The following is a 26,318-nucleotide window of genomic DNA, read 5'->3' as shown; positions in this document are numbered from 1 at the left end:
GCCTGTCTGTGCGATCCATTGCTGTGTGAATTCTTTAGAAATGCGCCGCCCCTTTCGCGAGCAGGCTCGCTCCCACAAGGAAATGCATTCCAATTGTGGGAGCGAGCCTGCTCGCGAAGAGGCCAGCCAGTCAGCGCAAGGCCAACAGCCCCTGCACCAAAGGCTCAAGCTCCAGCTGATTAACAGCTTTCACCGTTTCGATCATCTGCTCCGGCCAGCACTCAAGGCCCAGGCAAGCCCCGAGCATGGCGCCGAGAATCGCCGCGATGGTATCCGTGTCGCCGCCCAGGCTGGCAGCCATGCACAGCGCTTCGAATGCCGTCATTTCACCGATGGCCACTTGCTGGGCCAGGGCGAATGAAACCACCACCGACTCCTGCGAAGCCACCGATGTGCCGATTACGTCGTAGAGCAGATCCGCCAGCAGCGCCTTGTCGCTGTCGACACTGATGCTGCGCGCCCAACTGATACGCGAGGCTATGCGCCCGCCAGCCACCCAATGCCCGTGGGCTTCGGCCTGCTGGGCGATCTGCTGGCCGAGGTTCAGCGCCTCGCCGAGATCGACGTCATTGATGCCAGCAGAGACCACCGCCGCCACCGCCGCCGCACTGGAAATTCCCAGCGTGGTGTTATGCGTCACTTGGCAAGCCTGCACGACCGCCGCAATGAAGCGCTGCGGATCGGCCACGTTCGCGGCAATGCCCACCGGGGTGATGCGCATCGCCGCGCCGTTGGTAGTGCCGTAGCGCCCGGCTTCTTCCGGCGAATGCCCGGCGAGGATCATTTCAATGGCGCGTTTGGTCGAGGGGCCGAGCAAGTCCTGCGAGCCTTTGGCCTGCATCTCGGCTTCCCATTCGATCAAGCGCTGGGCGAGGACCGCCGGCTCGATGCGGCCGTGGCCTTCGACCAGTAATTCGCCGACCAGAATCGCCTGCTCGGTGTCATCGGTGATCGAGCCTTTGGGCATGTTCGCGGCGATTGGTTGCAGTGGGCCGGCGTCTTGCAGATCAGTGATCTGGCCGAAGCGCGCCTTGATCGTTTCGCGATCGAGCGATTGCGTCGGCATGCCCAGCGCGTCACCCAGGGCCAGACCATAGAAAGCGCCAAGCGCACGATTGAGCGCGGTCATTTCGATTCTCCGAATTGCAGGTGCAGACGAAAGTGCACCGGGTCGAGCAGGCTTTCAACCTGCTCCATGAAACGGTTCTGCCGGTCGTAGGTGGTGCGCAGGGCTTTGAGAAACACCGTGCCGACCGGGCGACCGAGCAGCTCGGCGTCTTCGGCATTCAGCGGCTCGGCGCCGATCCACTGATCGCCGCGCTCGCCGATATAGCCGTAGGCGGCCAGGGTGATGGTCAGGGAATTGTCGATCAAACCGACGCGAGGCAGGCTTTCCAGGCCGCCGTTGGCCGGCATCAAGGATCGTTCCAGAGACACCAGCGTACCGTCGGTGGCGCGCCGGCGACGGTCGAGGGTGATGAATTGATCGGTGCCGAAACGCACCAGCAGATCCGGGCGAGTCACCGCTTCGAGGCGCAACACTTCGGTATTGATCAGCGCCCCGCTGTCGGCCAATGCCTGCGCCCAGCCGCTGCGCTGATCCAGCGCGACACCGTCGAAAGTGACGATGGAGCCGACACCGCTCTGCGTGGCGATGTAATTACGCCGCTTCAGTTCGGCCAGCGCCTCACGCAAGGTGCCACGGCTGACCTGGAATTCTTGAGCCAACTGATGTTCGCCGGGCAACAGAAAACCGTCCTCCATGAGGCCGCTCTCGATGCGTCGGACGAGCTCGTCGACCACCCTTTGCTTCTTGTCGAATCGTACCTGTCTAATCATGTACAAATTGATAACCGAAACGGTCGCTGACGAGCAAGAATTATTTAAGGGAGATGACAGAAGGCAGGAATGGCGCGATCAACTGTGGGAGCGAGCCTGCTCGCGAAGGCGGTATCCCTGACACATCAACGCTGGATGTGCCAATGCCTTCGCGAGCAGGCTCGCTCCCACAGGGAAGTGCTTGTGTCAGCGCTGTTTCAAGCGGTCGATGACCACGGCCAGCAACAGAATCGAACCCCGAATCACATACTGATAAAACGTATCGATATTCTTCAGGTTCATCGCGTTTTCGATGATCGCCAGAATCAACACCCCGGCAATCACATGGCGAATCATGCCGATGCCGCCACTCAACGAAACCCCGCCCAGCACGCAAGCCGAGATCACCGTCAGTTCAAAACCCTGACCGATCATTGGCTGCCCGGAAGTCATCCGCGACGCCAGAATCACACCCGCCAGCGCACCGATCACACCGTGCACGGCGAAGATGATGATCTTGGTCCGGTCGACGTTGACGCCCGCCAGCAGCGCCGCTTCCTGGTTGCCACCGATGGCCATGGTGTTGCGCCCGTAGGTGGTGTAGTTCAGCAGCCAGCCGAAGAACAGGAAGCAGACGATGGTGATCAGGATCGGCACCGGCACGCCGAACAGCTGGCCATTGCCGAAGACGAAGAACGATTCCTGCGAAACGCCGACCGCTTTGCCGTTGGCAAAGATATAGGCCAGACCGCGAACGATCTGCATGGTCGCCAGCGTCGTGATCAGGGCATTGACGCGCAACTTGGCAATCACGATGCCGTTGATCAGCCCGACGATCAGGCCCATCACCAGCGCCGCACTGACCCCGAGGAACACGCTGTTGGTGTCACGCATCACCACCGCCGCGACCACGCCGGCACAGGCGATAACCGAGCCGACCGAGAGGTCGAAGTGCCCGGACGCCAGGCAATAAAGCATGGTGCACGCGGCGATACCGGTGGTGGAAATCGCCAGGCCCAGGCCACGCATGTTCAGCGGCGAGAGGAAGTTGTCGATCAGCAATGTGCAGGCGACAAAGATGCCGATCGCCGCCAGCAGCATGACCCAGTCATCGAGGAAGCGCCGCATGTCCAGCGGTTTGCGCTCGGTCGGCAGGGTTTCGTTTTGCGTAGTCATCATAGTCACCTCTCAGTTCGCCACGCCGTCAGCGCGGTGGCGTGGCAAAGCCAGTTGCAGCAGGTTGGATTCATTGGCCTGGTCGCGGCTGACTTCGCCGCGCAGGGCGCCTTCGCACAGCACCAGGATGCGGTCGGAAATGCCCATCACTTCCATCAGATCGCTGGACACCACGATCACCGAAATACCGTCGGCGGCGAGGTTATGAATGATCTGGTAGATCTCGGCCTTGGCGCCGATATCGATGCCACGGGTCGGTTCGTCGAGCAGCAGGACTTTCATCGGCATCGACAGCCAGCGGCCGAGAATCGCCTTCTGCTGATTGCCGCCGGAAAGGAACTTGATCTGCTGGCCGGCGTGCGGGGTTTTTACTTTCAGGGCCTTGATCTGCTTGTCGGCGTTGCCCTTTTCCCACAGGCCGCGAATCAGGCAGCCGAGCCCGGAATGCGCACCACGGGCACTGATATTGATGTTCTCGGCGACGCTGGCCAGGGGGATGATGCCTTCTTTCTTGCGATCTTCCGGGCAGAGCAGAATGCCGGCGGCAATCGCGTCACGCGGCGAGCGCAGTTTCAGCTCATGACCGCGCAATTCGAGACGGCCGGCGGTGTTGCGCTCCAGGCCGCTGAGCAGGCGAAACAGCTCGGTGCGCCCTGCCCCGACCAGTCCGAACAGGCCAAGGATTTCGCCCTTGTGCGCTTCGAAACTGATCGGCTCGCGCAGGCCCGGACCGAGCAGACCGTCGACTTTCAACGCCACGGCGCCACGCGGACGATGGCGGTAATCGTAGATGTCCTGAATGTCGCGACCGACCATGCAGGTCACCAGTTGATCGTGGGTCAACTGGCTCATGTCGTCGAAGGTACGCACGTAGCGGCCGTCCTTGAACACGGTGACGGCGTCGCAAATGCGGAAGACCTCTTCCATGCGATGGGACACGTAGAGCACCACTTTGCCTTCGTCGCGCAGACGACCGATGATCGCCATCAAGCGATCGATCTCGCGTGCCGAAAGGCTACTGGTCGGTTCGTCGAAAGCGATAACGTGGGCGCCGCGCGACAGCGCTTTGGCAATTTCCACCAACTGCCGCTGCCCCAGCGACAAGCGTCCGACTTTGGTTTGCGGATCGATTTCGTCTGCCAGGCCTTTCAGGCAATTCAAGGCTTTCTGACGCAGCTCACTGCGATTGATCAGGCCGAAACTGGCCGGCAGATGACCGAGAAACAGGTTTTCGGCCACGGTCATTTCCGGGACCAGATGCAGTTCCTGGTGAATCACCGCGACGCCGCTGCCGATGCTGTCAGCGGTGGACTTGAACGCCATCGCCTGCTCGCCAATCTGCAGCTCGCCGCTGCTCGGAATGTAAGCACCACCGAGAATCTTCAGCAGGGTCGATTTGCCCGCGCCGTTCTCGCCCATCAAGGCATGAACCTGACCGGGGTGGGCGACGAAGCTGATGCCGTCGAGCGCTTTCACGCCGGGAAAGGTCTTGCCGATCCCGTTGAAGCGCAGGCTGCCGCTGGCGCCGTGTTGTTCTTGTGTCTGTACTTGCGCGTGCATAAAGCCACCTCTTCACACCGAAAAACGGCCCGGCTGCCCGGGCCGTCGCTGCCTCAGTTCCACAAGCCGATTTTTTCCAGCTCTTGCTTGAAGTTTTCGCGCGTGATCAGGGTGACGTCATCCATGGCGGTGTACTTCGGCGGCTCTTTGCCGGCGGTGATCCACTCGTACATCATCTCGGCGGTCTTGTAGCCTTCGATGTGCGGGCTTGGCAGCATCGAACCGAAGAAGCCGCTGTTAGGCTTTTTCAATTCGCCGATGGCGTCGGTGCCGTTGATGCCGATGCCGATCACGTTGCTCGCGGCAAAACCGGCCGCTTCGGTGGCGCGCACGCCGCCGAGCACGGTGTTGTCGTTCATGCCGCCGATGATCAGGTTTTTCGCCGCGCTCGGCAGTTTCACCAGCGCCGAGTTGGTGGCGTCCATGCTGCCCGGTACGTCGAGGGTTTTCAGTGCGGCGAAGAGGATGTGATCCTCGGGCATGCCGGCCTTCTTCAGGGCATCGACCGAACCGTCGGTGCGCTTCTTGCCGGTGTCGAGTTCGTTATAGGTGTTGACCACCGCGTAGGTGTCTTTCCAGTCCCAGTTACGCTTTTTCGCTTCGGCGGCCATGGCGGCGCCCTGCTTCTGGCCGACTTCAAACGCGGCCATGCCCAGGTACGGCACGTCTTCCATGAACTTGCCGTTGGCATCGACAAAACGGTCGTCGACGGCAATCACTTTCAAGTCGTTGATCTTGGCTTTGGCCATGATGGCCGGGCCGAGAGACACGTCCGGCGGGCAGATCACGAAGCCCTTGGCGCCGTTGGCGGCCAGGCTGTCGATCGCCGAAAGGGTCTTTTCGCCATCCGGCACGGCGATCTTGATCAGTTCAAAGCCTTTGTCCTTGGCGGCTTTTTCGGCAAAAGCCCATTCGGTCTGGAACCACGGTTCTTCGGCCTGCTTGACCAGAAAACCGATCTTCACCGCGTCGGCGGCGAGCAGCGCACTGCTCAGGCTGAACGCAGTGACCGCCAGGGCAGTGCTGCACAGGGTACGAATCCCGAAACGACGTTTCATCAGATGACTCCTTGTTATTTTTTTTGAGCAAGGTTTGAAAAGCGTTGAAGCCGTGTTCTCAGTGAAGCTGGTTGAAAATAGTCATATCGTATGATGATTGGATTTCAAGCGTAGTTCAGCGCTGGAGATCCGTTTTATTCAGTCGTGGTACATCACCGAGCGGCCACCATCGATAGTGATGCACGAAGCGTTGATAAACGGTGCCTCATCGCTGGCCAGAAACACCGCCGTCATTGCCACTTCGATCGGCTGGCCGATGCGCTTGGGCGGATGCAGGTCGAAGGCGCGCTGCCTCTCGGCGTGCGGATCGGCAAAGCCATTCCAGTAATCAACATTCAGCTGCGTTTCGATGTAGCCCGGCGCGATGGCGTTGACGCGAATGCCCTTGGCCGCGTATTCGATGCCGAGCGCGCGGGTCAGGCCGAGCAAGCCGTGCTTGGCCACCGGGTACGGGAAGCAGCCGGGAATGATGTGGCTGGAATGGGTCGAGGCGATGTTGATGATGCTGCCCACGCCCTGCTCGAGCATCTGCGGCAGCACGGCTTTGCAGCCATACCAGGCGCCGTCCAGATCGATGGCGAAGCAGCGGCGCCAGTCCTCTTCGGTCATCTGCAAAGGATCGCGGAACACATTGACCCCGGCACAGTTGACCAGCACGTCGATGCGGCCATGCAATTCCACGGCGCGTCGGGCCAGGGCGTGCAGATCCTGCTGATTCGACACGTCGACCTTGAGCGCCTGCACGTCATGGCCCTGATCGCGCCAGAGAGCGGCGACCTGCTCGACCTTGTCGGCCTGGATGTCGCTGATGAGTAATCTGGCTTGCTGCGAGGCGAAGGCGGCGACGATGGCTTCGCCGATGCCCTGAGCGGCCCCGGTCAGCAGCACGACCTTGTTTTTCAGGCGCTCGCCTTTCGGCGGCAGCGGCACTGCCGGCAATGTCAGCGCTTCAGCCATGGCTCAGGCCTCCTGCACGCAGGCGCAAAAAAACCGGCCATCGGTCGATGACCGGTTCTGACGGCTCGGGAAAACAAACAGGCAAGCATCTCCGCCGGCATTGTGCCGTGGCGAAAGGCGGATCCCGCTTGCGCGGGCGAGAAGAATTCGCTGCATCACTTCACCAGTTTTGTTCTTTTTAAGTGTGAGTGCGTGTTACTGCTGGAGCCGACTATAAACCCGACCGCCAAATAATCTCAATATATAATTTTGCATCCCATATTTTGGGATCTAGCCAGCAAAACGCGTACAGAGTTTTCCTGCAACATCAACGCGCATGCTCAGTACCGCACCGTCCAGAGGATGATTCAGCGGGCTGTTGGCACTGGTGATGAACAGGGTTTTCAAGTCTTCGCCACCAAACACGCAACTGGTCGGGCGACTGACCGGCAGATCGATTTTGCGATCGACCTGCCCGTCCGGCGTCAGGCGCAGCAGGCAACTGCCGTCCCAACGCGCATTCCACACGTAGCCTTCAGCATCCATGGCCGAGCCGTCGGGGCCGCCGTTCTGATCGGATGAGTAAAAGACCTGCGGAGCATCGAGACTGCCGTCGGTGCGGATGAAATATCGATTGAGCGTGCTGTCGAGACTTTCACCAAACAGCAGCGTGGTGCCGTCGTCGCTCCACAACAAGGTATTGGGAATGCCCAGGCCGAGCAGCAGCGGTGTGACGCGCTGATCGGGATCGATACGGAACAGGCCACCGGAACGGCGCACCAGCGGCAGATCCTCGCCGTGCTCGCCGATGTTGTTCTGCATGGTGCCAAGCCACAAGCGGCCCAAGGCATCGCAACGGGCTTCGTTGGGGCGATTGCCCGGTTGCGGGTCGGCGACACAGAACAGTGTCAAGCGGGGCTCGAGGCCGGGTGAATCGAGATCCAGCCGATAGACACCGCTGCTGAGCGTGACCAACGCATCGCCGCTGGCGCAGGGAATGAAGGCGGAGATGTGCTCCGGCATCTGCCAGATCTGCACGTTTTGACCGATGAGGCGCAACGCTTGTTTGCCAGCGATATCGACCCAGTACAGCGCTTGGGTCGGCGCATCCCAGAACGGGCCTTCGCCGAGTTGCGCGCGATGTTGGGTCAGTGCGGTGAACGGCATATCAAGTCCTTCTGAGTTGTTGTTTTACTGTGGGAGCGAGCTGGCTCGCGAAGGCGGAGTGTCAGTCAATGATGATTTATCTGACCTGACGCATTCGCGAGCAAGCTCGCTCCCACAGGATGTCTCGACATTTTCAGCTAGCTTTTCTACTGGCCATGACTTTCGGATAAAAGCGTTTTATCGCCAGATCGGCGTTGTCGATCAAGGTCATGCACGCCCACACGCCACGGGTCGAATCGCGCGCGGCGATGGCGTCAGCCATGTCTTTATGGATCGGCAAGGTGCGGCGCAGTTCATCGGGGTCGGCGGCGGAGACTTCGAACGACACCGCCAGCAACGCGCCGAGGGCCGGGACCATTTGTTCGATGAACTGATTATGGCTGGCGGCCAGGATGCATTCGTGGAAGGCCTGGTCGGCGCGGTTGTAATCGATGCCGCCGTCGACCGCACGTTCCAGTGCATTGAAGGCCAGTTGCACCGCTTCGATCTGCTCCGGCGTCGCCCGCTCACAGGCCCAGCGCACCGCCATCGGCTCGATGGTGCGGCGCAAATCCAGCAGGTCATCGACGAAGTTTTCCGGCAAACCGTTGCGCGATAGCCAACCGACCACTTGCGGATCGAACAGATTCCAGCGCCGGACCGGCAACACTCGCGTGCCGACTTTCGGTCCGACTTCGAGCATGCCTTTGGCGACGAGGGTTTTGATGGCTTCGCGAATCACCGTGCGGCTGACACCAAGCTGTTCGCCCAGATCCGCCTCGACCTTGATGGTCTGCCCCGGCTTGACCTGACCGGCAGCAATCCAACTGCCCAGCCAGTCAACGGTCGACGCATGAAAGCTGCTGGACATGTACACCTCAAGGCGAATCGCGATGGATGCCTACGCTAATCATCATATGATTAGGTGTCAACGAAAAAAGATCGCAGCCTCCGGCAGCTCTTACAGGTGTACGCCATGTAGGAGTTGCCGAAGGCTGCGATCTTTAAGGTTCCAGACCGATGCGAAAGAACTCGCCGCCACTCCACACGCCCAACCAGCGCTGACCGTCGATCTCGCGGCTCACCGCCAGTTCCACCAACTGGTAAAACACATTGCGGTGAATCAACGCTTCAAGGTTGCTGCGCACATGCACATAAGGCGCAGGCTCTTGGGTCTCAGGATCGATCTCGACGCGGATCGGATGTTCAGCCCCCGCCTCGATGGTTTCCTCGACGTTGCTGGTAAAACGCAGAACCTGCGCCTCACCCTCGCCCTGCACTTCCACGGCAACCGCTACGAACGGCGCGTCATCGACCTTGATGCCGACCTTCTCGACCGGAGTGATCAGGAAATAATCATCGCCGTCGCGGCGGATGATGGTGGAGAACAGTTTGACCATCGGCTTGCGCCCGATCGGCGTGCCCAGGTAGTACCAGGTGCCGTCGCGGGCGATGCGCATGTCGATATCGCCGCAGAAATCCGGGTTCCACAAATGCACCGGTGGCAGGCCTTTGGTCTTGGGGATCTGCCCCAGCAGGTCATTGGCTGTTTGCGGGTCACTCATGGCGTACTCCTTGATTACTGGTCGCCGATCCCCAGCAGGCTGCGTGCGTATTGCGCCAGCGGCGGACCGATGAGGTCTTCGGGTTTGGAGTCATGGAACGTCAGTAAACCGCCACGACTCTTGATCCGTGCAGTATCAATCAAATACTGGGTGCTGGTCTCGATCAACATGATCTGAATCACGCCGCCGTCGATACCGAGGCGATCCACGGCTTCCTGGTCCAGCCACTCGTCAGAGTTGCCGATGCGGTCGTCAGCCTTGGCGAAACGTGTGTACAGCAGATAATGCGCGCCGGCATCACGGGCTTCGCCCATGGCTTGATCGAGGCCTTCCGGCGCACGGGCGCGGCGGACCATCGGGAAATATTCGACAAAGCCCTTGAAGGCTTCTTCGGCGACCACGTTCGGCCGTGGATAGGAACCACCCGGCGGTGCGAACGCGCCCTGGGCGATGAAGATGAACGAGTCCGGCTGAATGCGGATATTGTTCACCCGGCGGCTGTCGCTATGGTCCAGAAGCCCCGCATCGCTCATGTGATACCGAGTGCCTTCGGCCATATCGCTGACATTCATGCAGCCACCAAGCGCCAAAACGGCCAGCAGCAAAACCAGGCTACGCATCCTATTCCTCCAGAAGCCGGTGTCGGAAAACCGGCGAATGGCCGTTGGATGCAGCTTTTGCGCCAGCTCGGCAAATTCAGTAAAAGGCTTTCCCCTGTGGGAGCGAGCCTGCTCGCGAAAGCGGCCGATCAGCCGCCAATAATCTTCATGACAGTAGCGCCGCCAGAGAACGCCACCTCCTGCTTGTCACCCAACGCCTTGACCAGCAAACGTTGCAGCGCCGGCAAAGCCTGGTGGCGCGGCTTGTCGAGCAGATCGCCGACATAGTGGCGGTTGCTCGACGACAAACAGCCATGCAGCCAACCGGTCGATGACAGGCGCAAGCGCGAACAAGTGCGGCAGAACGGCACGCTTTCGTTGGCGATCACCCCGAAATTGCCGCGACCGGGAATCGCATAGCGCACAGCCGTGGCGTCCACCGGTGCGTCGGTCTGGGCGTATTCATAGCGCTCGCCAATCAGGCCGAGCAACTGCTCAAGGCTGACGAACTGCTGCAGGAAGGCATTGGAATCCTTGGCCAGGTGGCCCATGCGCATCAGCTCGATGAAGCGCAGTTCGAAGCCGCGCTCCAGACAGTAATCAAGCAACGGCATGACCTGATCGAGGTTCTGCCCGCGCAACGGCACCATGTTGACCTTGATCTTCATCCCGGCGGCGGCAGCCTGATCCATGCCATCGAGCACGCTGGCCAGATCGCCGCCACGGGCGATGCTACGAAAAGCAGCGGCATCAAGAGTATCGAGGGAAACGTTGATTCGACGCAGACCGGCGTCGACCAGCAGCGGCAGTTTTTTCGCGAGGAGTTGACCATTGGTGGTCAGGCTGATGTCGTCGAGGCCCATCTGGCCGACGGCAGTCATGAACGATTCGAGTTTGGGGCTGACCAGTGGCTCGCCGCCAGTGATGCGCAGGCGCTCGATGCCGGCCGCTTCGATCAGGTATTCGACGCCGCGTGCCATGGCTTCGGCCGACAGTTCATCCTGCGCAGCGACCAACCGCTTGCCGTTGGGCACGCAGTAGGTACAGGCGTAATTGCAGGCAGAGGTCAGGCTGATGCGCAGATTGCGAAAACGCCTGCCTTGACGGTCAACGATCATGAAACACTCCGGCGAAAGAAAATCGAGCGAGCAAAACTTGACTGAGAAATCAGGTTTTAGCAAGCCCTATGCCTGAGTATATTCCTGCGCTATTGCGCCATGTTGTGAAAACACGGCGCAATCAGCCCGCTGAATGACTTAGGTGCTCGGCGTTTCCGGGTCGCGCTTGCGCTTGTTGCCCATGCGCACGCCGATGTCCATCAGGAACTGGAAGAAGCCTTCCTGATCTTCCAGCACATTGCTCCAGAATGGCGAGTGATACAGCGCCACCGCGCCGTGCACCAGCGCCCAGGATGCGCAGTAGTGGAAGTACGGCGGCACGTCTTCGAGCTTGCCTTCGCTGATGCGACCCTTGATCAGCAGGGTCAGGCGTTCGAAGTTCGAGGCACGGATCTTGTGCAGCTCCTCGACCATCTCCGGCACCTGATTGCCCTTGACCACTTTCTCTTCGAGACGGTCGAACAGGCGATAGCGCTGCGGGTCGCGCATGCGGAATTCGAAGTAGGCGCGCGACAGCGCTTCCTTGTCCTTGTCGACATCCGCCGAATGCAGCAGCTCGTTCAGATCGCGCTCGTAGTCGAGCATCAGGCGCAAGTAGATCTCCGCCTTGGATTTGAAGTGCTTGTAGATCGTGCCTTTGCCGATACCCACGGCATCAGCAATCATCTCGACGGTGACACTGTCTTCACCCTGGTCGAGGAACAGCTTGAGCGCGGTATCGAGAATTTCCTGCTCGCGGCGACGAAATTCACGGACCTTACGAGGTTCTTTATGCATAAGAAAAAGGTCTGAAGGGTCAAAATCGAAGCCGCGTATTATGCCTAACTTGCGCAAAAAAGCACGGTTCATCGACCAAATCTGTGTTTCTTGTTCATTTCGAGAACGATTCGGGTGCAATGAGAACTCAACTGAAGCAAACGTATTCCAAATTTGTTTAAAAACCCCGACCGGCTCACTGGACTGCACGCCAGACTGATCAATACTTGAACTGTCGGGCGACATCTCCCCCAAGTGTCGTGCCGGTAAAGGTACCAACGGACCGCGTGCCTTTGTTTTACTCCTAATGGTCTTAACCCGGATTCACCCCCCAGAACCCGGGTTTTTTTTGCCTGCGATTTGGCCAGCCGTCACAGGGCAGATTTAACACTCGCCAGCGGGAACAGACGCTTGAAGTTCTCTGTGGTCTGCTCGGCAAAGCGCTCGTAGTTCTCACCACGCAGCATCGCCAGAAACTCCGCCACTTCGCGCACGTACTGCGGCAGGTTCGGCTTGCCGCGATACGGGATCGGCGCCAGGTACGGCGAGTCGGTTTCCACCAGCAAGCGATCGGCCGGCACCTTGCTCGCCACGTCACGCAAGGCGTCGGCATTGCGGAACGTGACGATGCCCGACAGGGAAATGTAGTAGCCCATGTCCAGCGCCGCTTTGGCCATGTCCCAGTCTTCGGTGAAGCAATGCAACACACCCGCCTGGGGCAGCGCCGCTTCGCGCAGCAGTTCGAGGGTGTCGGCACGGGCGCCACGGGTGTGGATGATCACCGGTTTGCCGGTCTGCTGCGCCGCTTGCAGGTGCAGGCGAAACGACTCCTGCTGCAACTCGGCGGCTTCCGGCTCGTAGTGATAGTCGAGACCGGTTTCGCCGATCGCCACCACTTTCGGATGATTGAGTTCGTGCAGAAGCCAGTCCAGCGCAGGTGCCGCGCCCGGCTGAACATCCAGCGGATGCACGCCGACCGAACAATCAACATCGGCATACCGCTCGGCGAGGGCTTTGACGTCGGCGGCGTTGTCGGCACTGACGCCGATGCACAGAAAGTGTCCGACCCCACGCTCGCGGGCCGCAGCGAGTGCGGCATCCAGCGAGCCGTCATGGGCGGCGAGGTCGAGACGGTCAAGGTGACAATGGGAATCTACGAGCATAAAAAGGACTGCAACTTACATCGTATGAGTGGGACGGTCGGATTTCAGCGCTCCGGCCAGATGAGTTTCGATGCGACTGCGCGCGGTGTCGTCGCCGTCATTGAACTGCACGCCGACACCGGCGGCGCGATTGCCTTGTGCGCCTTTGGGGGTGATCCAGGCGACTTTGCCGGCGACGGGGATTTTTTCCGCTTCATCCATCAGGTGCAACAGCATGAACACCTCGTCGCCCAACCGGTAGCTTTTGTTGGTCGGGATGAACAGACCACCATTCTTGATGAACGGCATGTAGGCGGCGTAAAGCACCGACTTGTCCTTGATGGTCAGGGACAAGATGCCGTTACGCGGCCCCGGGCTGACAGGTTCAATCATGTTCACCTCCACTGCTGATCTTCAGAGTCTAGGTACACATTCTTATCTTTGACCAGGCAATCCCACCCATTGCACCAACAATGCTTCCAGCAACAGGGCCGGGTTGAGGTTGGCCTTGCTCAACACTTTCTGCCGTTGGGCGAGAATCCAGTCCTGAATATCCAGCACTTTGCCCTGCGCGCTCTTTTGGGCCAGGTACTGCACGACCTTGCGCATATCGGCCAGGCCGAGGCCGGCTTCGTCCTGAGTCAGTTGATAGCGCAGGATCAGGCTCGACCAGTCGCAGAACCAGTCGAACAGACGCAACATCGGAATGCTTTTCCACTCTTCCGCCAGTTGCGTCGGCGATTGCTGGCCCTTGAGCAACTTCTTCACGCCTTCGACCACTTGCGCGCGCTGTTCACGCACACCTTGCGATTGCAGGCTGACCGCCATCAGCGGCGACCCGGCGGCCAGCGTCAGCAGTTCGACGCGTTGGTCTTCCGCGCAATCCGGCAGCGCCTGGGCCAGCCATTGCAGGCTCATCGCCTCGCCAGGCAGCGGGCAGGCCTGCTGCACGCAACGGCTCTTGATGGTTGGCAACAAACGGCTCGGCTGGTGGCTGACCAACAGCAGCACCGTATCGCCAGACGGCTCTTCAAGGCTTTTGAGCAAGGCGTTGGCAGCGTTGATATTCATCGACTCGACCGGCTCGATCAAAACCACCTTGCGCCCGCCGAGCTGCGCGGTCTGCACGACGAAACTGACCAGATCACGAACCTGATCGACCTTGATCGCCTTGTCCGCCTCTTCCGGCTCCAGAATGTAATTGTCCGGGTGACTGCCGGCCTTGAGCAGCAGGCAGGATTTGCACTCGCCGCACGCCTCAGGCGTAGGACGCTGACACAGCAGGCTGGCCATCAAGCGTTCGGCCAGAGCACGCTTGCCGATACCGGCGGGACCGTGCAGCAGGTACGCGTGGGCATGCTGACTGCGTCCGGCCAGTTGCTGCCAGAGGCTGTCCTGCCATGGATAGGCCTCAGCCACGAGCCAGCTCCAGCAGATTCGGCAGCAAGGTGTCCAGCGATTGCTGGACCTTGGCCAATGGCTGACCAGCATCGATGCGCACATAGCGCGAAGGATCGGCTTCGGCGCGCTTCAGGAACGCATTGCGCACGTTCTCGAAAAACGCCCGGCCTTCGAGTTCGAAACGATCCAGTCGGCCACGGGCACTGGCGCGGGCTAGACCGATCTCTACGGGCAGATCGAAAATAAGTGTCAGATCGGGCCGCAAGTCGCCCTGCACGAAAGTTTCCAGGGTGGCGATGCGTTCCAGCGACAAACCACGACCGCCGCCCTGATAGGCGTATGTTGAATCGGTGAAACGATCACACAGCACCACAGCGCCACGGGCCAGCGCCGGGCGAATCACCTCGGCCAGATGCTGGGCGCGCGCGGCGAACACCAGCAACAGCTCGGCGTCCGGATGCATCACTTCGTCGGCCGGGGTCAGCAACACGTCACGAATCCGTTCGGCCAGCGGTGTACCGCCGGGCTCACGGGTCAGCAGCACTTCGATACCGGCGGCGCGCAGGCGCTCGGCGAGGTATTCGCGATTGGTGCTCTTGCCCGCGCCTTCCGGGCCTTCCAGGGTAATAAACAAGCCAGTCACAGGCAGTCCTTCATCAAAGTCATTGCGCGTTCTGCGGTGCAGCGGCGTCCGGTTCTTGGGCTGGCGCCGGATCTTGCGGCGGCGCTTTCGATGGCACTTCGGGCAGCACCTCGGGCGCGGTGTTCGGCGAGGCCGCCGGAATGGCCTCATCGGTGGCCGGCGCGGTTACTGGTGCCGGGCTGGAACGGTAATCGGCACGGCGCTTGAGCTGGTATTCGCGCACTGCGTTGTTGTGCGCATCCAGATCATCGGAGAACACATGGCTGCCATCGCCACGGGCGACGAAATACAGGCTGCTGCCTTCCACCGGATTGAGCGCAGCATGAATCGCTTCGCGCCCGACCATCGCAATCGGCGTCGGTGGCAAACCGGGAATCACGTAAGTGTTATAGGGCGTCGGTTCTTTCAGATGCGCGCGGGTCAGCTTGCCGGTGTAACGATCGCCGAGGCCATAGATCACTGTCGGATCGGTCTGCAACTGCATGCCCAGCGCCATGCGCCGTACAAAGACGCCGGCAATCTGCCCGCGCTCCTGCGGAACGCCGGTCTCTTTCTCGACTAGCGAGGCCATGATCAGCGCTTGATAAGGTTCGCTGTAAGGCACATCGGCAGAACGCTGCGCCCACTCTTTGGCGAGCACCTCATCGAGACGATCAAAGGCTTTCTTCAACAGCTCGGCATCGGACATGCCGCGCACGAAGCGATAGGTGTCCGGGAAAAACCGACCTTCAGGGAACAAGCCTTTGTGGCCGATCTTCGCCATCACGTCGCTGTCGCTCAGACCGGTGAGGGTCTGCTCGAGCTTGTCATCCTTGGCCAGGGCGGCGCGCACTTGATGGAAAGTCCAGCCTTCGACCAGGGTCAGGCTGTACTGAACCACGTCGCCGCGCTTCCACGAATCGATCAGACCGTTGACGGTCATGCCCGGCTGCATGCGGTACTCGCCGCTATGAATCGGCGTGCCGGCAAGATTGAAGCGCCAGTAGACGCGCAGCCAGAACGCGTCCTTGATGACGCCATCGGTTTCGAGTTCAAGGAAAGTACGGGTCGGTGTAGAGCCTTTCGGCACATCCAACAGTTGTTCCTGCGGGATGTTCAGGGGCTGTTCCAGCGCCGAATGAATTTTCCAGGCGCTGGCGCCCAACAGCAGCCCTGCCAGAACCAGTCCGGTTTCCAGCAGCAGCAAAAGTTTACGTCTCACGAATCAAGCATCCAGTAGCGCGCGGGCAATGGTTTGCAGTTTACGGGTGAGCGGGCCAACCGGCCAGCTCAGTGCAGCACAGGCGCGTACCGGCCAGATGCCATAAACGCTGTTGCAGACAAACACTTCATCAGCCCATTGCAGCTGTTCGAGGCTGATATCGGCGATTTGCGTGGGGATGGCCAGCGACTCGGCCTGAAACAAAATTTCCGCGCGCATCACCCCAGCGACACCGCAGCGCTTCAAGTCGGGCGTGATCAGACCACCGTCGCGCACCAGGAAAATATTGCTGAACACGCCCTCAACGACGCGCCCGGCCTGATCAAGCATCAAGCCTTCGGCATGTTCGCTGTCCTGCCATTCGGCGCGGGCGAGCACCTGTTCCAGTCGATTCAGATGTTTCAATCCGGACAACAACGGCTGCGTAGATAAACGCGTGTTGCAGGGATACAGGCGGATGCCGTGCTCGGCATGGGCAGCGGGATAAGCCGCCGGCGGATTGCCTTGCAGAATGCGTCGGCCCTGCGCCGCAGGATCGGGCGCATAACCGCGCAAGCCGTCGCCACGCGTGAGGATGAGCTTGAGCACGCCCTCGCCCATCGCAGCGGCATAGCTGAGCAGCTCATGGCGAACCAGCTCGAGGTCGGTCGCAATGGCCAGACGCGCGCAGCCATCGGCCAGGCGCGTCAGGTGTCGATCCAGCAGGACGGGCTGACCACCGCGCACGGCAATGGTCTCGAACAGACCATCGCCGTAAGCCAGGCCGCGATCTTTCAGCGACAGCGCGTCAGCCGGTTGACCGTCGACCCAGCTGTCCATCAGCCCGCGAACCGACGGAACGCCAGCGTGCCGTTGGTGCCGCCAAAACCGAAGGAGTTGGACAGCACGACATCGATGTCCATGTTACGCGCGGTGTGCGCAACGAAATCGAGATCGCAGCCTTCGTCCGGTTCATCAAGGTTGATGGTCGGCGGTGCCACCTGGCTGTTGATCGCCAGCACGCTGAAAATCGCTTCGACCGCGCCCGCCGCACCCAACAGGTGGCCGGTCATCGACTTGGTCGAGCTGACCGCCAGCTTGTAGGCGTGATCGCCGAACACCGACTTGATCGCATTGGCTTCGGCAAGGTCGCCGGCCGGGGTGGAGGTGCCGTGGGCGTTGATGTACTGCACTTGGTCGACGTTGATTTTCGCATCGCGCAGGGCATTGGTGATGCAGCGCGCGGCACCGGCGCCATCGGCGGGTGGCGAGGTCATGTGGAACGCATCGCCACTGGTGCCGAAACCGATCAGCTCGGCGTAGATCGTCGCGCCACGGGCCTTGGCGTGTTCCAGTTCTTCAAGAACCAGAGCGCCAGCACCGTCGGACAGGACGAAGCCGTCACGGCCCTTGTCCCATGGACGACTGGCGCGGGTCGGCTCGTCGTTGCGCGTCGACAGCGCACGGGACGCGCCGAAGCCGCCCATGCCCAGACCGCAGGCAGCCATTTCCGCACCGCCGGCAATCATCACATCGGCTTCGTCGTACATGATGTTGCGCGCCGCCATGCCGATGCAGTGCGTACCGGTGGTGCACGCGGTGGCGATGGCGTAGTTGGGTCCCTGTGCGCCCAGATGGATCGACAGGAAGCCGGAAATCATATTGATGATCGAGCCAGGCACAAAGAACGGCGAGATCCGTCGCGGACCGGTCTCGTGCAGGGTGCGGCTGGTCTCTTCGATGTTGGTCAGACCGCCAATCCCCGAACCCATGGCCACGCCAATGCGTTCACGGTTGGCATCGGTGACTTCCAGACCGGCATTGCGCACGGCTTGAAAGCCTGCGGCGAGGCCGTACTGAATGAACAGGTCGAGCTTGCGCGCTTCCTTGACCGACAGGTATTCCTCGACATTGAAGCCTTTGACCGAACCGCCGAAGCGGGTCGAATAGGCAGAAAGGTCGGTGTGTTCGATCAGACCAATGCCACTGCGGCCAGCCAGAATGCCCTGCCAACTGCTCGGCACATCCGTGCCCAGTGGCGACAACATACCCATACCGGTGACTACGACGCGTCTACGCGACACAGCACTCTCCTTTTTCAAATGACGACTTTGCATCAGGCCTAAAGAAAAAACCGCACGCCATGATGGCAGTGCGGTTTTTCCATGACAGCAAGCAACGATTACAAACTGTTACGCCTGGTGGCTGGTAACGTAGTCGATTGCAGCTTGTACAGTAGTGATCTTTTCAGCTTCTTCGTCAGGGATTTCGGTCTCGAATTCCTCTTCCAGAGCCATCACCAGCTCAACGGTGTCAAGGGAGTCGGCACCCAGGTCTTCTACGAAGGAAGCGGTGTTGACCACTTCTTCTTCTTTAACACCCAGTTGCTCGGCAACGATTTTCTTGACGCGCTCTTCGATGGTGCTCATACCTTGTTTTCACTCCTAATGGACAAATTCAGGCAGCTGGCCAGTGGGTAAGTGTATAGAAAGCCTTTTCAGTTTTTCAACTGAAAGCTTCACTCCTCAAACCCTGCGGCCCTCTGCCTATAAATAGATTGCAGCTTTATAACGGATTTTAGACAGCTCGTATGACATTTTTTTGAAGCAATCCGTCACATTTTACTTACATGTACATCCCACCGTTCACCGGGATTGTAGCCCCGGTAACGTATGCCGCACCGTCGGATGCAAGAAAAGCGACCACGGACGCGATCTCTTGAGCTTGCCCCAGACGACCCAGCGGAATCTGCGTCTGCAAGGCTTCACGCTGTGCTTCAGGCAGCTCGCGGGTCATATCGGTGTCGATGAACCCTGGGGTTACCGAGTTGACCGTAATCGAACGCGAACCGACTTCACGCGCCATCGCCCGGCTGAAACCTTCCAGACCGGCCTTGGCGGCTGCATAGTTTACTTGGCCAGCGTTGCCCATGGCACCCACCACCGAGCCAATACTGATAATTCGACCCCAGCGCGCCTTGGTCATGCCACGCAAAACGCCCTTGGACAGGCGATACAGACTGTTCAGGTTGGTATCGATCACGTCGTACCACTCGTCGTCTTTCATGCGCATCATCAGGTTATCGCGGGTGATGCCGGCATTATTGACCAGAATCGCCACCGGGGCACCGAACTGCTCCTGAATGCCTGCCAGCACGGCGCTGACCGATTCGTCGCTGGTGACATTGAGTTCGAAACCGGCGCCCTGGATACCGTTTTCCTTCAGGGTCGCGGCAATCCGCTCGGCGCCCGACGCGGAGGTCGCGGTGCCGACAACGATGGCGCCCTGACGACCCAGTTCCAGCGCGATGGCCTGGCCGATACCGCGGCTTGCACCGGTGACCAGTGCAACTTTACCTTGCAGACTCATGCAAGTTTCTCCTGATTCAGGCCTGCGCTGCGCGAGCGGCAGCGAAGGCGTCTGGGGTATTGAGATTGGAAGTCGAAACGCCTTCGGCGCAACGTTTGTTCAGGCCAGCGAGGACTTTGCCCGGGCCGCATTCGACCAGATTGGTCGCGCCCTTGGCGGCCAAAGTCTGCACCGACTCAACCCAGCGCACTGGCTTGTAGAGCTGTTCGAGCAGATCACGCTTGAGGGTTTCCAGATCGGCCGGCACTTGCGCGCTGACGTTCTGCACCACCGGGATCTGCGGCGCCTGCCAGTCGATGGCGGCAATGGATTCGGCGAAACGCTCGGCAGCCGGACGCATCAGCTCGCAGTGCGACGGCACGCTCACCGGCAACGGCATGGCGCGTTTGGCACCACGGGCCTTGCAACCTTCGATGGCGCGCTCGACAGCCGCCTTGGCACCGGCGATCACCACTTGGCCCGGCGAGTTGAAGTTCACCGCGCTGACGACTTCGCCTTGCGCCGCTTCGGCGCAGGCAGCCAGCACGTCGGCATCTTGCAGGCCGAGGATCGCGGCCATGCCGCCCTGCCCGGCCGGCACCGCTTCCTGCATCAACTGGCCACGGCGCTCGACGAGCTTGACCGCATCAGCCAGGGTCAGGCTGCCAGCGGCGACCAGCGCACTGTATTCACCCAGGCTATGACCGGCGACGAATGCCGGACGCGCGCCGCCTTCGGCCAGCCACAGACGCCATAGGGCGATCGAAGCGGTCAGAATGGCCGGTTGGGTTTTATCGGTTTGATTGAGCAGCTCTTCCGGGCCCTGCTGGGTCAGTGCCCACAGGTCGTAGCCCAGCGCAGCAGAGGCTTCTTGAAAGGTTTCGAGGATCAGCGGATGTTGCGCGCCCAGCTCGGCCAGCATGCCGAGGGACTGCGAACCCTGTCCTGGAAAGACGAATGCGAGGGAAGCAGACATGTAACAAGCCCCTAATGATCTTGTCGTCGGAAAATAACGCCCTGTTCGGGACGCCAGAAACTGACAGTTTGGATGGCCCTTTGAACCGGGCGGTCACATTTAAGCATTGTCCGACGAAAACGCCTAAGACAACAGTTCCTCCAGACGACCGTGGAGACGCTCGGGCAGGTTCTCCTGAATCTCGATCAGCGCCCGTTGAATGGCACTCTGAAAGCCCTGTACCCCGGCCGATCCGTGGCTTTTCACAACGATGCCCTGCAAGCCGAGAAAGCTTGCGCCATTATGTCGCGCCGGGGCCAGATCAGCCTGCAGACGTTTCATCAACGGCAGTGCCAAGGCACCCACTGCGCGAGACGCCAGGTTTTTCTTGAACAGGGCCTCGATGCGCGCGGCAATCATCGTCGCCAGACCTTCGCTGGACTTGAGCAGGATGTTGCCGACGAAGCCGTCACACACCACCACGTCGGCCTCACCGCGGTACAAGCCGTCGCCTTCGATAAAGCCGATGTAGTTGATCCCGCGCGCCGCCTGCAACAGCGTGGCGGCCAGTTTGACCTGCTGATTACCCTTGATGTCTTCAGTGCCGATGTTCAGCAGTGCCACACGCGGACGGGCGATACCCAAGGTCTGCGCGGCCACCGAACCCATCACCGCGAACTGCAACAGGTGCTCGGCACTGCAATCGACGTTGGCGCCCAGATCGAGCAGCTGGCAATAACCGGTCTGCGTCGGAATCGCCGCGACCATGGCCGGCCGATCAATGCCGGGCAATGTCTTCAACACGAAACGCGACAAGGCCATCAACGCACCGGTATTGCCGGCACTGACACAGGCCTGCACCTTGCCATCGCGCAGCAGTTCGAGGGCCACACGCATCGACGAATCCGGCTTGCCACGCAGGGCCTGAGCGGGTTTTTCATCCATGGTGATGACTTCGCTCGCCGCAACAATCGTCAGGCGCGCGCGATCGGCAGCCGACTGGCCGTGGATCAGTTCTTCAAGAAGGGAGGGTTGACCGACGAGGGTCAGGTGCAGCGAGGGTGTAGCAGACAGGCAAGCGAGACTGGCCTGAACAATGCTGCGGGGACCGAAGTCCCCGCCCATTGCGTCAATCGCGATGACTTGAGCAGACAAGTGATTACTCGTCAGCGCCCTTGTCGATCACTTTACGGCCACGGTATACGCCTTCTGGCGATACGTGGTGACGCAGGTGAACTTCACCAGTGGTTTTTTCTACAGACAGGGTGCTAGCCTCGAGAGCGTCGTGCGAACGGCGCATGTCACGGGCAGAGCGGGATTTTTTGTTCTGCTGAACAGCCATAATTGATTAACTCCTAAACGTTTGGGTCACGCTTTAACTGCGCCAATACACTGAACGGGTTGGACCGCGTTACCTCGTCCTCGCTCGGTTCGGGCTCATCTGCTCCCGCCGGCTGCTGGCATTCTTCCGGATGATGAGCAGGCACAATGGGCAAGGCGAGCAGAAGCTCCTCCTCGATCAGTGACTGCAGATCCAATGGATCTTCGCCCAGTTCCAGCACGTCATAACCTTTCGGCAACGACTGGGTATTCGCACCCTCCTTCACCACCGCGTAACTGCATTCGCTGTGGATCGGCAGGGTGACCAGCTCAAGACAACGCTGGCAAACCATTTTGACTTCGGTGTCGATAAAGCTGTGGATGACCACAGACTTACGTTCATCTCGTTCAAAAACGAATTTGGCCTGCACCGTACCGACATCGTCGGAAAGCGGGTCGCAAAGTCTCTTCAAATCGGCCAGCAGCAGTTCACCTTGAAGGGTGGTGCCACGGTCAGCCAATTTGCGCGGGTCAACGTGAGGTGGAATCGGGTCATTCAACATAGGCGCAGCATTATAGGGATGCACCCACCCATGTCAAAGGAAATTGTGCCCTGTCCGTCACTTGCGCGCCTCCGCTAGAATCCGCACCTGCCTCAGGAGACGTCCATGCTGCCTTTATTACTCGCTTCAAGCTCGACTTATCGCCGTGAATTGCTCGCCCGCCTGCACCTGCCGTTCGTCTGCAGCTCGCCGGACATCGACGAAAGCCACCGCCCGGGCGAGTCCGCGATCGATCTGGTCAAACGCCTCGCCGAGGAAAAAGCCCGCGCCCTGGCGGACAGCCACCCTGCTCATCTGATCATTGGCTCGGATCAGGTCGCCGTCCTCGGCGAACAGATCATCGGCAAGCCGCACACCTTCGAGAAGGCTCGCAAGCAATTGATGGCGGCGAGCGGCGCGAGCGTGACCTTCCTGACCGGTCTGGCGCTGCTCAACAGCCAGACCGGGCAATGCCAGGTCGACTGCGTGCCGTTTACCGTGCACATGCGTCAGCTGGATCCGGCGCGCATCGAACGTTACCTGCGCATCGAGCAACCGTACGACTGCGCCGGCAGCTTCAAGGCCGAGGGACTGGGCGTGAGCCTGTTTCAATCGACCGAAGGCCCGGATGCCACCAGCCTGATCGGCCTGCCGCTGATTCGCCTGACCGATATGTTATTGGTCGAAGGCGTGCAAATCCCTTAAAAGCAAAAGATCGCAGCCTTCGGCAGCTCCTACACCGATCCGTGCAAGAGTTGCCGCCGACTGCGATCTTTCGACCTTCAAACGTCTTACCGCAACGACGGCCCGTGGAACCCCATCCACATCGCCAACTGCTCGGCCACGCTGGCGCCGAGCTTTTTCGAGAAGCGATCAAACGGCGATTCCTGCACGGTGAAGTCCACCAGCTCCTTCTCGCCAATCACATCACGCGCCACCGAACTGGCACTGCCCAAGCCATCGATCAGACCCAGCGGCAGCGCCTGCTCACCCGACCAGACCAGCCCGGAAAACAGCTCCGGATGCTCTTTGTCCTTCAGGCGATCACCACGACCCTGCTTGACGCTGTTGATGAACTGCTTGTGCGTGGTGTCGAGCACGCTTTGCCAGAATGCGGTTTCTTCAGGCTTTTGCGGCTGGAACGGATCCAGGAATGCCTTGTGCTCGCCCGAGGTGTAGGTGCGACGCTCAACGCCGAGTTTCTCCATGGTGCCGACGAAACCGTAACCCGCCGCCGTCACGCCGATCGAGCCGACCAGACTGGCCTTGTCAGCGTAGATCTGATCCGCCGCACTGGCGATGTAATAGGCGCCCGAAGCACCAAGATCGGAAATCACTGCGTAGAGCTTGATCTCTGGGTGCAGGCCACGCAGACGCTTGATCTCGTCATAGACATAACCGGACTGCACCGGACTGCCGCCCGGACTGTTGATGCGCAGGACTACGCCCTTGACCTTTTTGTCTTCGAACGCCGCGCGCAGGCTGCCAACGATATTGTCAGCGCTGGCCGGCTCCTTGTCGGCGATCACTCCGTCGATCTCGATCAACGCCGTGTAGTTCGGACCGCGGGTGGCGCTTTTTTCCATGTCCATCAGCGGCGTGAACAACAGCAGAGCAACAAACAGATAAACAAACGTCAGCAGCTTGAAGAAAATCCCCCAACGCCGCGACCGACGCTGCTCCTGGACACCGGCCAGCAAAGTCTTTTCCAACAGCTTCCAGCTTTTCGCGTCACCGTCGTCGGCACTTGCCTTGGCCGGTGCTTTCCATTCGTCGGTCATGCCATCTACCCCAGCAAAAACGTATTAAGCCCGCTGACCCAGCCAGGCGTGCAATTGAGAAAAACGGTCGATCGACAGGCGCGGCTCGAACTGTTGCAGGGACTCGATCGATTGCGCGCCATAACTGACCGCCACCGAATCCATCCCCGCGTTGCGTGCCATCAGCAGATCGAACGACGAATCACCGACCATCAACGCCTGCTCCGGGCGTACGCCGCAGTGGCTGACAATCTGCTCAAGCATCAGAGGGTGTGGCTTGCTGGCAGTTTCATCGGCAGCGCGGGTGATATCGAAATAATCTTCCCAGCCATTGGCCTTGAGCACCCGATCCAGACCGCGACGATTTTTGCCCGTCGCTACCGCCAGGTGATAACCCTGCTCGCGAAACGATGCCATCGACTCGACCACGCCCTCGAATAGCGGCGAAGGCACGGCTTCGGCAGCGATGTAGTGATCGGCGTAGTACTCGCGAAACGCGAGCATCTCTGCGTCGCTAATTTCGGGATACAGGGTGCGAATCGCTTCCGGCAAGCCAAGACCGATGATGCCTTTGACGGCGAAGTCATCGCGCAGCTCGAAACCGGAACGCCCGGACGCCGAGTGCATCGCCTCGACGATCCGATGAATGGAATCGGCAAGGGTGCCGTCCCAGTCGAAAATCAGCACTTTGTAATCAGATGGGCGCACTCAATCGCTCCACGGTCTTGGCCCACATTTCGTCGACGGGCGCTTGCAGATTCAGCTTGCCGCCGTCGGGCAGCGGCACGGTCAGCATGTAGGCGTGCAGGAACAGGCGCTTACCACCCAGATCGCGGATTTCCTTGGTGAAATCCTCGTCGCCATACTTGCTGTCACCGGCAATGCAATGGCCAGCATGCAAGGTGTGCACGCGAATCTGGTGGGTACGACCGGTAACCGGTTTCGCCTCGACCATGGTGGCAAAATCGCCGAAGCGGCGCAGCACCTTGAACAGCGTCAGGGCTTCCTTGCCCTCGTCATTGACCTCAACCATGCGCTCGCCGGAGCGCAGATTGCTCTTGAGCAACGGTGCGCGCACCTGCTTGATCGAGGTTGCCCAGTTGCCACGCACCAGCGCCATGTAGCGCTTGTCGACGCCATCGCCACGCAGTTGCTCGTGCAGATGGCGCAACATGCTGCGTTTTTTGGCGATCATCAGCAGGCCGGAGGTGTCACGGTCGAGACGGTGAACCAGCTCCAGCTCCTTGGCATCGGGACGCAGCTGACGAAAGGCTTCGATCACGCCGAAATTCAGCCCGCTGCCGCCATGAACCGCAATGCCGGCGGGCTTGTTGATCACGATCAGGGCCTTGTCTTCGAAGACGATCGAGGCTTCCAGGCGCTGCAACAGCCCTTGGGCCAGCGGCACCGGTTCGTCGCGCTCAGGCACGCGAACCGGCGGCACGCGCACGATGTCGCCGGCCTGCAGCTTGTATTCGGGCTTGATCCGACCTTTGTTCACGCGCACTTCGCCTTTGCGCAAAATGCGGTAAATCAAGGTCTTGGGCACGCCTTTGAGCCGGGCGAGGAGAAAGTTGTCGATTCGTTGGCCGGCATACTCCGGCGAGACTTCAAGCAGTTGAACGCCTGGAGTCGAAGGGGCAGTAGTTGTCATGCCGCGGATGATAACAATTTTTATGGAATTGAAGCACTTAATCATTGCTGCTATAGTCGCGAACGCCGCCAAAAGCGGCCTGGACAGCGGAACCACGGTCAAAGACCGGCCCTGACCAACGCAATTCACCAGGGCGCGAGGCCGTCCTACGGGGCTTTCGCTACGTAACGGTGGAGTTTGCGGTTGTAACGAGCGCAGGTGACATGAGGCCTGAATTACACCGCCGAGCAGAGTTCTCACTCGCCCGGCAGGCAACATTCAAGGCCAGTTCACAAAGTGCAGTCGACTGCAAATGACCCCGAGCGATTGCTTCGGAAACATCGCCTGAATTAGCCATGATGCGTGACCTCCCCTTTCGGAGCTCACGGTAAATGCCAACCCGCTGCGGATTCTGCGCGCGGCAGCACCCGAATTATCAGGGATACGTGTAGGGTGGAGATGCACAACCGCCGGACTGTGTAGCAACAAGCTTTGATCAAGACGCTTCATCTCGTCCACAGCCGCTGGTTGATTCCTCCTCCTGACTGAGTGCTTAAGTAGCCACAGCAAGCAGGACGCGTACGTCGCGGTATCGGCCCAATTGGCCGCACATCGCTGGACACGGGAATGGCCAACCACTCCCGACGCACCTGACACCGACC

Annotated in this window: 29 protein-coding genes; 1 reads left to right on the top strand and 28 read right to left on the bottom strand. The window is 60.1% G+C overall.

Going from position 1 to position 26,318, the window contains the following annotated elements; all coding sequences use genetic code 11:
- Positions 1-130: 130 nt before the first annotated feature.
- The 25 genes from AB4N47_RS04275 to AB4N47_RS04155 all read right to left on the bottom strand — a co-directional run bounded on the left by AB4N47_RS04275 (position 131) and on the right by AB4N47_RS04155 (position 22,284).
- A complete protein-coding gene (locus tag AB4N47_RS04275; protein ID WP_341639315.1) occupies positions 131-1,129 on the bottom strand; it encodes an ADP-ribosylglycohydrolase family protein in 999 nt (332 codons plus the stop codon).
- On the bottom strand, positions 1,126-1,839 hold the full coding sequence (locus tag AB4N47_RS04270) for a GntR family transcriptional regulator (RefSeq protein ID WP_016770970.1): 714 nt from the start codon (positions 1,837-1,839) through the stop codon (positions 1,126-1,128). Before AB4N47_RS04270 ends, AB4N47_RS04275 begins: the two co-directional genes overlap by 4 nt.
- A 186-nt stretch (positions 1,840-2,025) precedes the next feature.
- Complete coding sequence (gene araH / locus AB4N47_RS04265; RefSeq protein ID WP_042610738.1) at positions 2,026-2,994, bottom strand: L-arabinose ABC transporter permease AraH; 969 nt, start codon at positions 2,992-2,994, stop codon at positions 2,026-2,028.
- A 12-nt stretch (positions 2,995-3,006) separates the two neighbouring features.
- The gene (gene araG, locus AB4N47_RS04260; RefSeq protein ID WP_041479431.1) at positions 3,007-4,554 is read right to left on the bottom strand and encodes an L-arabinose ABC transporter ATP-binding protein AraG; all 1,548 of its coding nucleotides are present in this window, start codon (positions 4,552-4,554) and stop codon (positions 3,007-3,009) included.
- A 53-nt stretch (positions 4,555-4,607) separates the two neighbouring features.
- Entirely contained in the window at positions 4,608-5,612 is a 1,005-nt protein-coding gene (locus AB4N47_RS04255; protein WP_016770973.1) for a substrate-binding domain-containing protein, read from the bottom strand.
- 138 nt (positions 5,613-5,750) lie between these two features.
- Positions 5,751-6,569, bottom strand: a complete 819-nt coding sequence (locus tag AB4N47_RS04250; protein ID WP_341639314.1) for an SDR family oxidoreductase — start codon at positions 6,567-6,569, stop codon at positions 5,751-5,753.
- Between the two features lie 270 nt (positions 6,570-6,839).
- Positions 6,840-7,715 (bottom strand): SMP-30/gluconolactonase/LRE family protein, encoded by an 876-nt coding sequence (locus tag AB4N47_RS04245; RefSeq protein ID WP_341639313.1) that lies wholly within the window; start codon positions 7,713-7,715, stop codon positions 6,840-6,842.
- Positions 7,716-7,848: 133 nt separating this feature from the next.
- Positions 7,849-8,565 (bottom strand): FadR/GntR family transcriptional regulator, encoded by a 717-nt coding sequence (locus tag AB4N47_RS04240; RefSeq protein WP_341639312.1) that lies wholly within the window; start codon positions 8,563-8,565, stop codon positions 7,849-7,851.
- 133 nt (positions 8,566-8,698) lie between these two features.
- Positions 8,699-9,259 (bottom strand): DUF1285 domain-containing protein, encoded by a 561-nt coding sequence (locus AB4N47_RS04235; protein ID WP_016770978.1) that lies wholly within the window; start codon positions 9,257-9,259, stop codon positions 8,699-8,701.
- Positions 9,260-9,273: 14 nt separating this feature from the next.
- Positions 9,274-9,879, bottom strand: coding sequence for a DUF4823 domain-containing protein (locus tag AB4N47_RS04230; RefSeq protein ID WP_024013915.1), 606 nt, complete (start codon positions 9,877-9,879; stop codon positions 9,274-9,276).
- 128 nt (positions 9,880-10,007) lie between these two features.
- Complete coding sequence (locus AB4N47_RS04225; RefSeq protein ID WP_076563802.1) at positions 10,008-10,976, bottom strand: GTP 3',8-cyclase MoaA; 969 nt, start codon at positions 10,974-10,976, stop codon at positions 10,008-10,010.
- A 138-nt stretch (positions 10,977-11,114) separates the two neighbouring features.
- A complete protein-coding gene (locus tag AB4N47_RS04220; protein WP_016770981.1) occupies positions 11,115-11,753 on the bottom strand; it encodes a TetR/AcrR family transcriptional regulator in 639 nt (212 codons plus the stop codon).
- A gap of 350 nt (positions 11,754-12,103) precedes the next feature.
- Positions 12,104-12,895: a TatD family hydrolase gene (locus AB4N47_RS04215; protein ID WP_116658525.1), complete on the bottom strand. Its 792-nt coding sequence runs from the start codon at positions 12,893-12,895 to the stop codon at positions 12,104-12,106.
- A 15-nt stretch (positions 12,896-12,910) separates the two neighbouring features.
- Entirely contained in the window at positions 12,911-13,267 is a 357-nt protein-coding gene (locus tag AB4N47_RS04210; protein WP_016770983.1) for a PilZ domain-containing protein, read from the bottom strand.
- A gap of 42 nt (positions 13,268-13,309) precedes the next feature.
- Positions 13,310-14,293, bottom strand: a complete 984-nt coding sequence (locus AB4N47_RS04205) for a DNA polymerase III subunit delta' (protein WP_341639311.1) — start codon at positions 14,291-14,293, stop codon at positions 13,310-13,312.
- Positions 14,286-14,918: a dTMP kinase gene (gene tmk / locus AB4N47_RS04200; RefSeq protein WP_016770985.1), complete on the bottom strand. Its 633-nt coding sequence runs from the start codon at positions 14,916-14,918 to the stop codon at positions 14,286-14,288. Before tmk ends, AB4N47_RS04205 begins: the two co-directional genes overlap by 8 nt.
- Before the next feature lie 19 nt (positions 14,919-14,937).
- Positions 14,938-16,119 (bottom strand): endolytic transglycosylase MltG, encoded by a 1,182-nt coding sequence (mltG, locus tag AB4N47_RS04195; RefSeq protein WP_016770986.1) that lies wholly within the window; start codon positions 16,117-16,119, stop codon positions 14,938-14,940.
- A 3-nt stretch (positions 16,120-16,122) separates the two neighbouring features.
- Positions 16,123-16,938 carry an aminodeoxychorismate lyase gene (gene pabC, locus AB4N47_RS04190; protein ID WP_341639310.1) on the bottom strand — a complete coding sequence of 272 codons (816 nt, stop codon included), beginning with the start codon at positions 16,936-16,938 and terminating at the stop codon, positions 16,123-16,125.
- Entirely contained in the window at positions 16,938-18,182 is a 1,245-nt protein-coding gene (gene fabF, locus AB4N47_RS04185) for a beta-ketoacyl-ACP synthase II (RefSeq protein WP_038860467.1), read from the bottom strand. Before fabF ends, pabC begins: the two co-directional genes overlap by 1 nt.
- Before the next feature lie 108 nt (positions 18,183-18,290).
- Complete coding sequence (acpP, locus tag AB4N47_RS04180; RefSeq protein ID WP_003175607.1) at positions 18,291-18,527, bottom strand: acyl carrier protein; 237 nt, start codon at positions 18,525-18,527, stop codon at positions 18,291-18,293.
- 196 nt (positions 18,528-18,723) lie between these two features.
- Complete coding sequence (gene fabG / locus AB4N47_RS04175; protein WP_016770989.1) at positions 18,724-19,467, bottom strand: 3-oxoacyl-ACP reductase FabG; 744 nt, start codon at positions 19,465-19,467, stop codon at positions 18,724-18,726.
- Between the two features lie 16 nt (positions 19,468-19,483).
- The gene (gene fabD / locus AB4N47_RS04170) at positions 19,484-20,422 is read right to left on the bottom strand and encodes an ACP S-malonyltransferase (RefSeq protein ID WP_341639309.1); all 939 of its coding nucleotides are present in this window, start codon (positions 20,420-20,422) and stop codon (positions 19,484-19,486) included.
- Positions 20,423-20,545: 123 nt separating this feature from the next.
- Complete coding sequence (gene plsX / locus AB4N47_RS04165) at positions 20,546-21,556, bottom strand: phosphate acyltransferase PlsX (RefSeq protein WP_083387041.1); 1,011 nt, start codon at positions 21,554-21,556, stop codon at positions 20,546-20,548.
- Between the two features lie 4 nt (positions 21,557-21,560).
- Complete coding sequence (gene rpmF, locus AB4N47_RS04160) at positions 21,561-21,743, bottom strand: 50S ribosomal protein L32 (protein WP_003179396.1); 183 nt, start codon at positions 21,741-21,743, stop codon at positions 21,561-21,563.
- Between the two features lie 13 nt (positions 21,744-21,756).
- Entirely contained in the window at positions 21,757-22,284 is a 528-nt protein-coding gene (locus AB4N47_RS04155) for a YceD family protein (protein WP_003204262.1), read from the bottom strand.
- A 105-nt stretch (positions 22,285-22,389) separates the two neighbouring features.
- Here AB4N47_RS04155 and AB4N47_RS04150 point away from each other — a divergent pair, with 105 nt between their 5' ends.
- Positions 22,390-22,968, top strand: coding sequence for a Maf family protein (locus tag AB4N47_RS04150; RefSeq protein ID WP_262136248.1), 579 nt, complete (start codon positions 22,390-22,392; stop codon positions 22,966-22,968).
- 86 nt (positions 22,969-23,054) lie between these two features.
- Here AB4N47_RS04150 and sppA read toward each other — a convergent pair whose 3' ends face one another.
- From sppA to rluC, 3 genes are read right to left on the bottom strand one after another with little or no spacing between them, the layout of a single operon-like run.
- Positions 23,055-24,044: a signal peptide peptidase SppA gene (sppA, locus tag AB4N47_RS04145; RefSeq protein ID WP_071173216.1), complete on the bottom strand. Its 990-nt coding sequence runs from the start codon at positions 24,042-24,044 to the stop codon at positions 23,055-23,057.
- Positions 24,045-24,068: 24 nt separating this feature from the next.
- Entirely contained in the window at positions 24,069-24,731 is a 663-nt protein-coding gene (locus tag AB4N47_RS04140; protein WP_262136249.1) for an HAD-IA family hydrolase, read from the bottom strand.
- Complete coding sequence (gene rluC / locus AB4N47_RS04135; protein ID WP_016770994.1) at positions 24,718-25,677, bottom strand: 23S rRNA pseudouridine(955/2504/2580) synthase RluC; 960 nt, start codon at positions 25,675-25,677, stop codon at positions 24,718-24,720. The genes AB4N47_RS04140 and rluC overlap by 14 nt, the downstream gene beginning before the upstream one ends.
- Between the last annotated feature and the right edge of the window lie 641 nt (positions 25,678-26,318).

It is taken from the genome of Pseudomonas sp. S3_G06 (assembly GCF_054667565.1).
The sequence above is the reverse complement of the archived record's forward strand: the minus strand, read 5'-3'. Positions and strand labels throughout refer to the sequence as shown.

Coding starts and splice junctions, on each gene's coding strand:
- AB4N47_RS04275 (WP_341639315.1), bottom strand. CDS start 1,129: ATGACCGCGCTCAATCGTGCGCTTGGCGCTTTCTATGGTCTGGCCCTG.
- AB4N47_RS04270 (WP_016770970.1), bottom strand. CDS start 1,839: ATGATTAGACAGGTACGATTCGACAAGAAGCAAAGGGTGGTCGACGAG.
- araH (WP_042610738.1), bottom strand. CDS start 2,994: ATGACTACGCAAAACGAAACCCTGCCGACCGAGCGCAAACCGCTGGAC.
- araG (WP_041479431.1), bottom strand. CDS start 4,554: ATGCACGCGCAAGTACAGACACAAGAACAACACGGCGCCAGCGGCAGC.
- AB4N47_RS04255 (WP_016770973.1), bottom strand. CDS start 5,612: ATGAAACGTCGTTTCGGGATTCGTACCCTGTGCAGCACTGCCCTGGCG.
- AB4N47_RS04250 (WP_341639314.1), bottom strand. CDS start 6,569: ATGGCTGAAGCGCTGACATTGCCGGCAGTGCCGCTGCCGCCGAAAGGC.
- AB4N47_RS04245 (WP_341639313.1), bottom strand. CDS start 7,715: ATGCCGTTCACCGCACTGACCCAACATCGCGCGCAACTCGGCGAAGGC.
- AB4N47_RS04240 (WP_341639312.1), bottom strand. CDS start 8,565: ATGTCCAGCAGCTTTCATGCGTCGACCGTTGACTGGCTGGGCAGTTGG.
- AB4N47_RS04235 (WP_016770978.1), bottom strand. CDS start 9,259: ATGAGTGACCCGCAAACAGCCAATGACCTGCTGGGGCAGATCCCCAAG.
- AB4N47_RS04230 (WP_024013915.1), bottom strand. CDS start 9,879: ATGCGTAGCCTGGTTTTGCTGCTGGCCGTTTTGGCGCTTGGTGGCTGC.
- AB4N47_RS04225 (WP_076563802.1), bottom strand. CDS start 10,976: ATGATCGTTGACCGTCAAGGCAGGCGTTTTCGCAATCTGCGCATCAGC.
- AB4N47_RS04220 (WP_016770981.1), bottom strand. CDS start 11,753: ATGCATAAAGAACCTCGTAAGGTCCGTGAATTTCGTCGCCGCGAGCAG.
- AB4N47_RS04215 (WP_116658525.1), bottom strand. CDS start 12,895: ATGCTCGTAGATTCCCATTGTCACCTTGACCGTCTCGACCTCGCCGCC.
- AB4N47_RS04210 (WP_016770983.1), bottom strand. CDS start 13,267: ATGATTGAACCTGTCAGCCCGGGGCCGCGTAACGGCATCTTGTCCCTG.
- pabC (WP_341639310.1), bottom strand. CDS start 16,938: ATGGACAGCTGGGTCGACGGTCAACCGGCTGACGCGCTGTCGCTGAAA.
- acpP (WP_003175607.1), bottom strand. CDS start 18,527: ATGAGCACCATCGAAGAGCGCGTCAAGAAAATCGTTGCCGAGCAACTG.
- fabG (WP_016770989.1), bottom strand. CDS start 19,467: ATGAGTCTGCAAGGTAAAGTTGCACTGGTCACCGGTGCAAGCCGCGGT.
- fabD (WP_341639309.1), bottom strand. CDS start 20,422: ATGTCTGCTTCCCTCGCATTCGTCTTTCCAGGACAGGGTTCGCAGTCC.
- rpmF (WP_003179396.1), bottom strand. CDS start 21,743: ATGGCTGTTCAGCAGAACAAAAAATCCCGCTCTGCCCGTGACATGCGC.
- AB4N47_RS04155 (WP_003204262.1), bottom strand. CDS start 22,284: ATGTTGAATGACCCGATTCCACCTCACGTTGACCCGCGCAAATTGGCT.
- AB4N47_RS04150 (WP_262136248.1), top strand. CDS start 22,390: ATGCTGCCTTTATTACTCGCTTCAAGCTCGACTTATCGCCGTGAATTG.
- sppA (WP_071173216.1), bottom strand. CDS start 24,044: ATGACCGACGAATGGAAAGCACCGGCCAAGGCAAGTGCCGACGACGGT.
- rluC (WP_016770994.1), bottom strand. CDS start 25,677: ATGACAACTACTGCCCCTTCGACTCCAGGCGTTCAACTGCTTGAAGTC.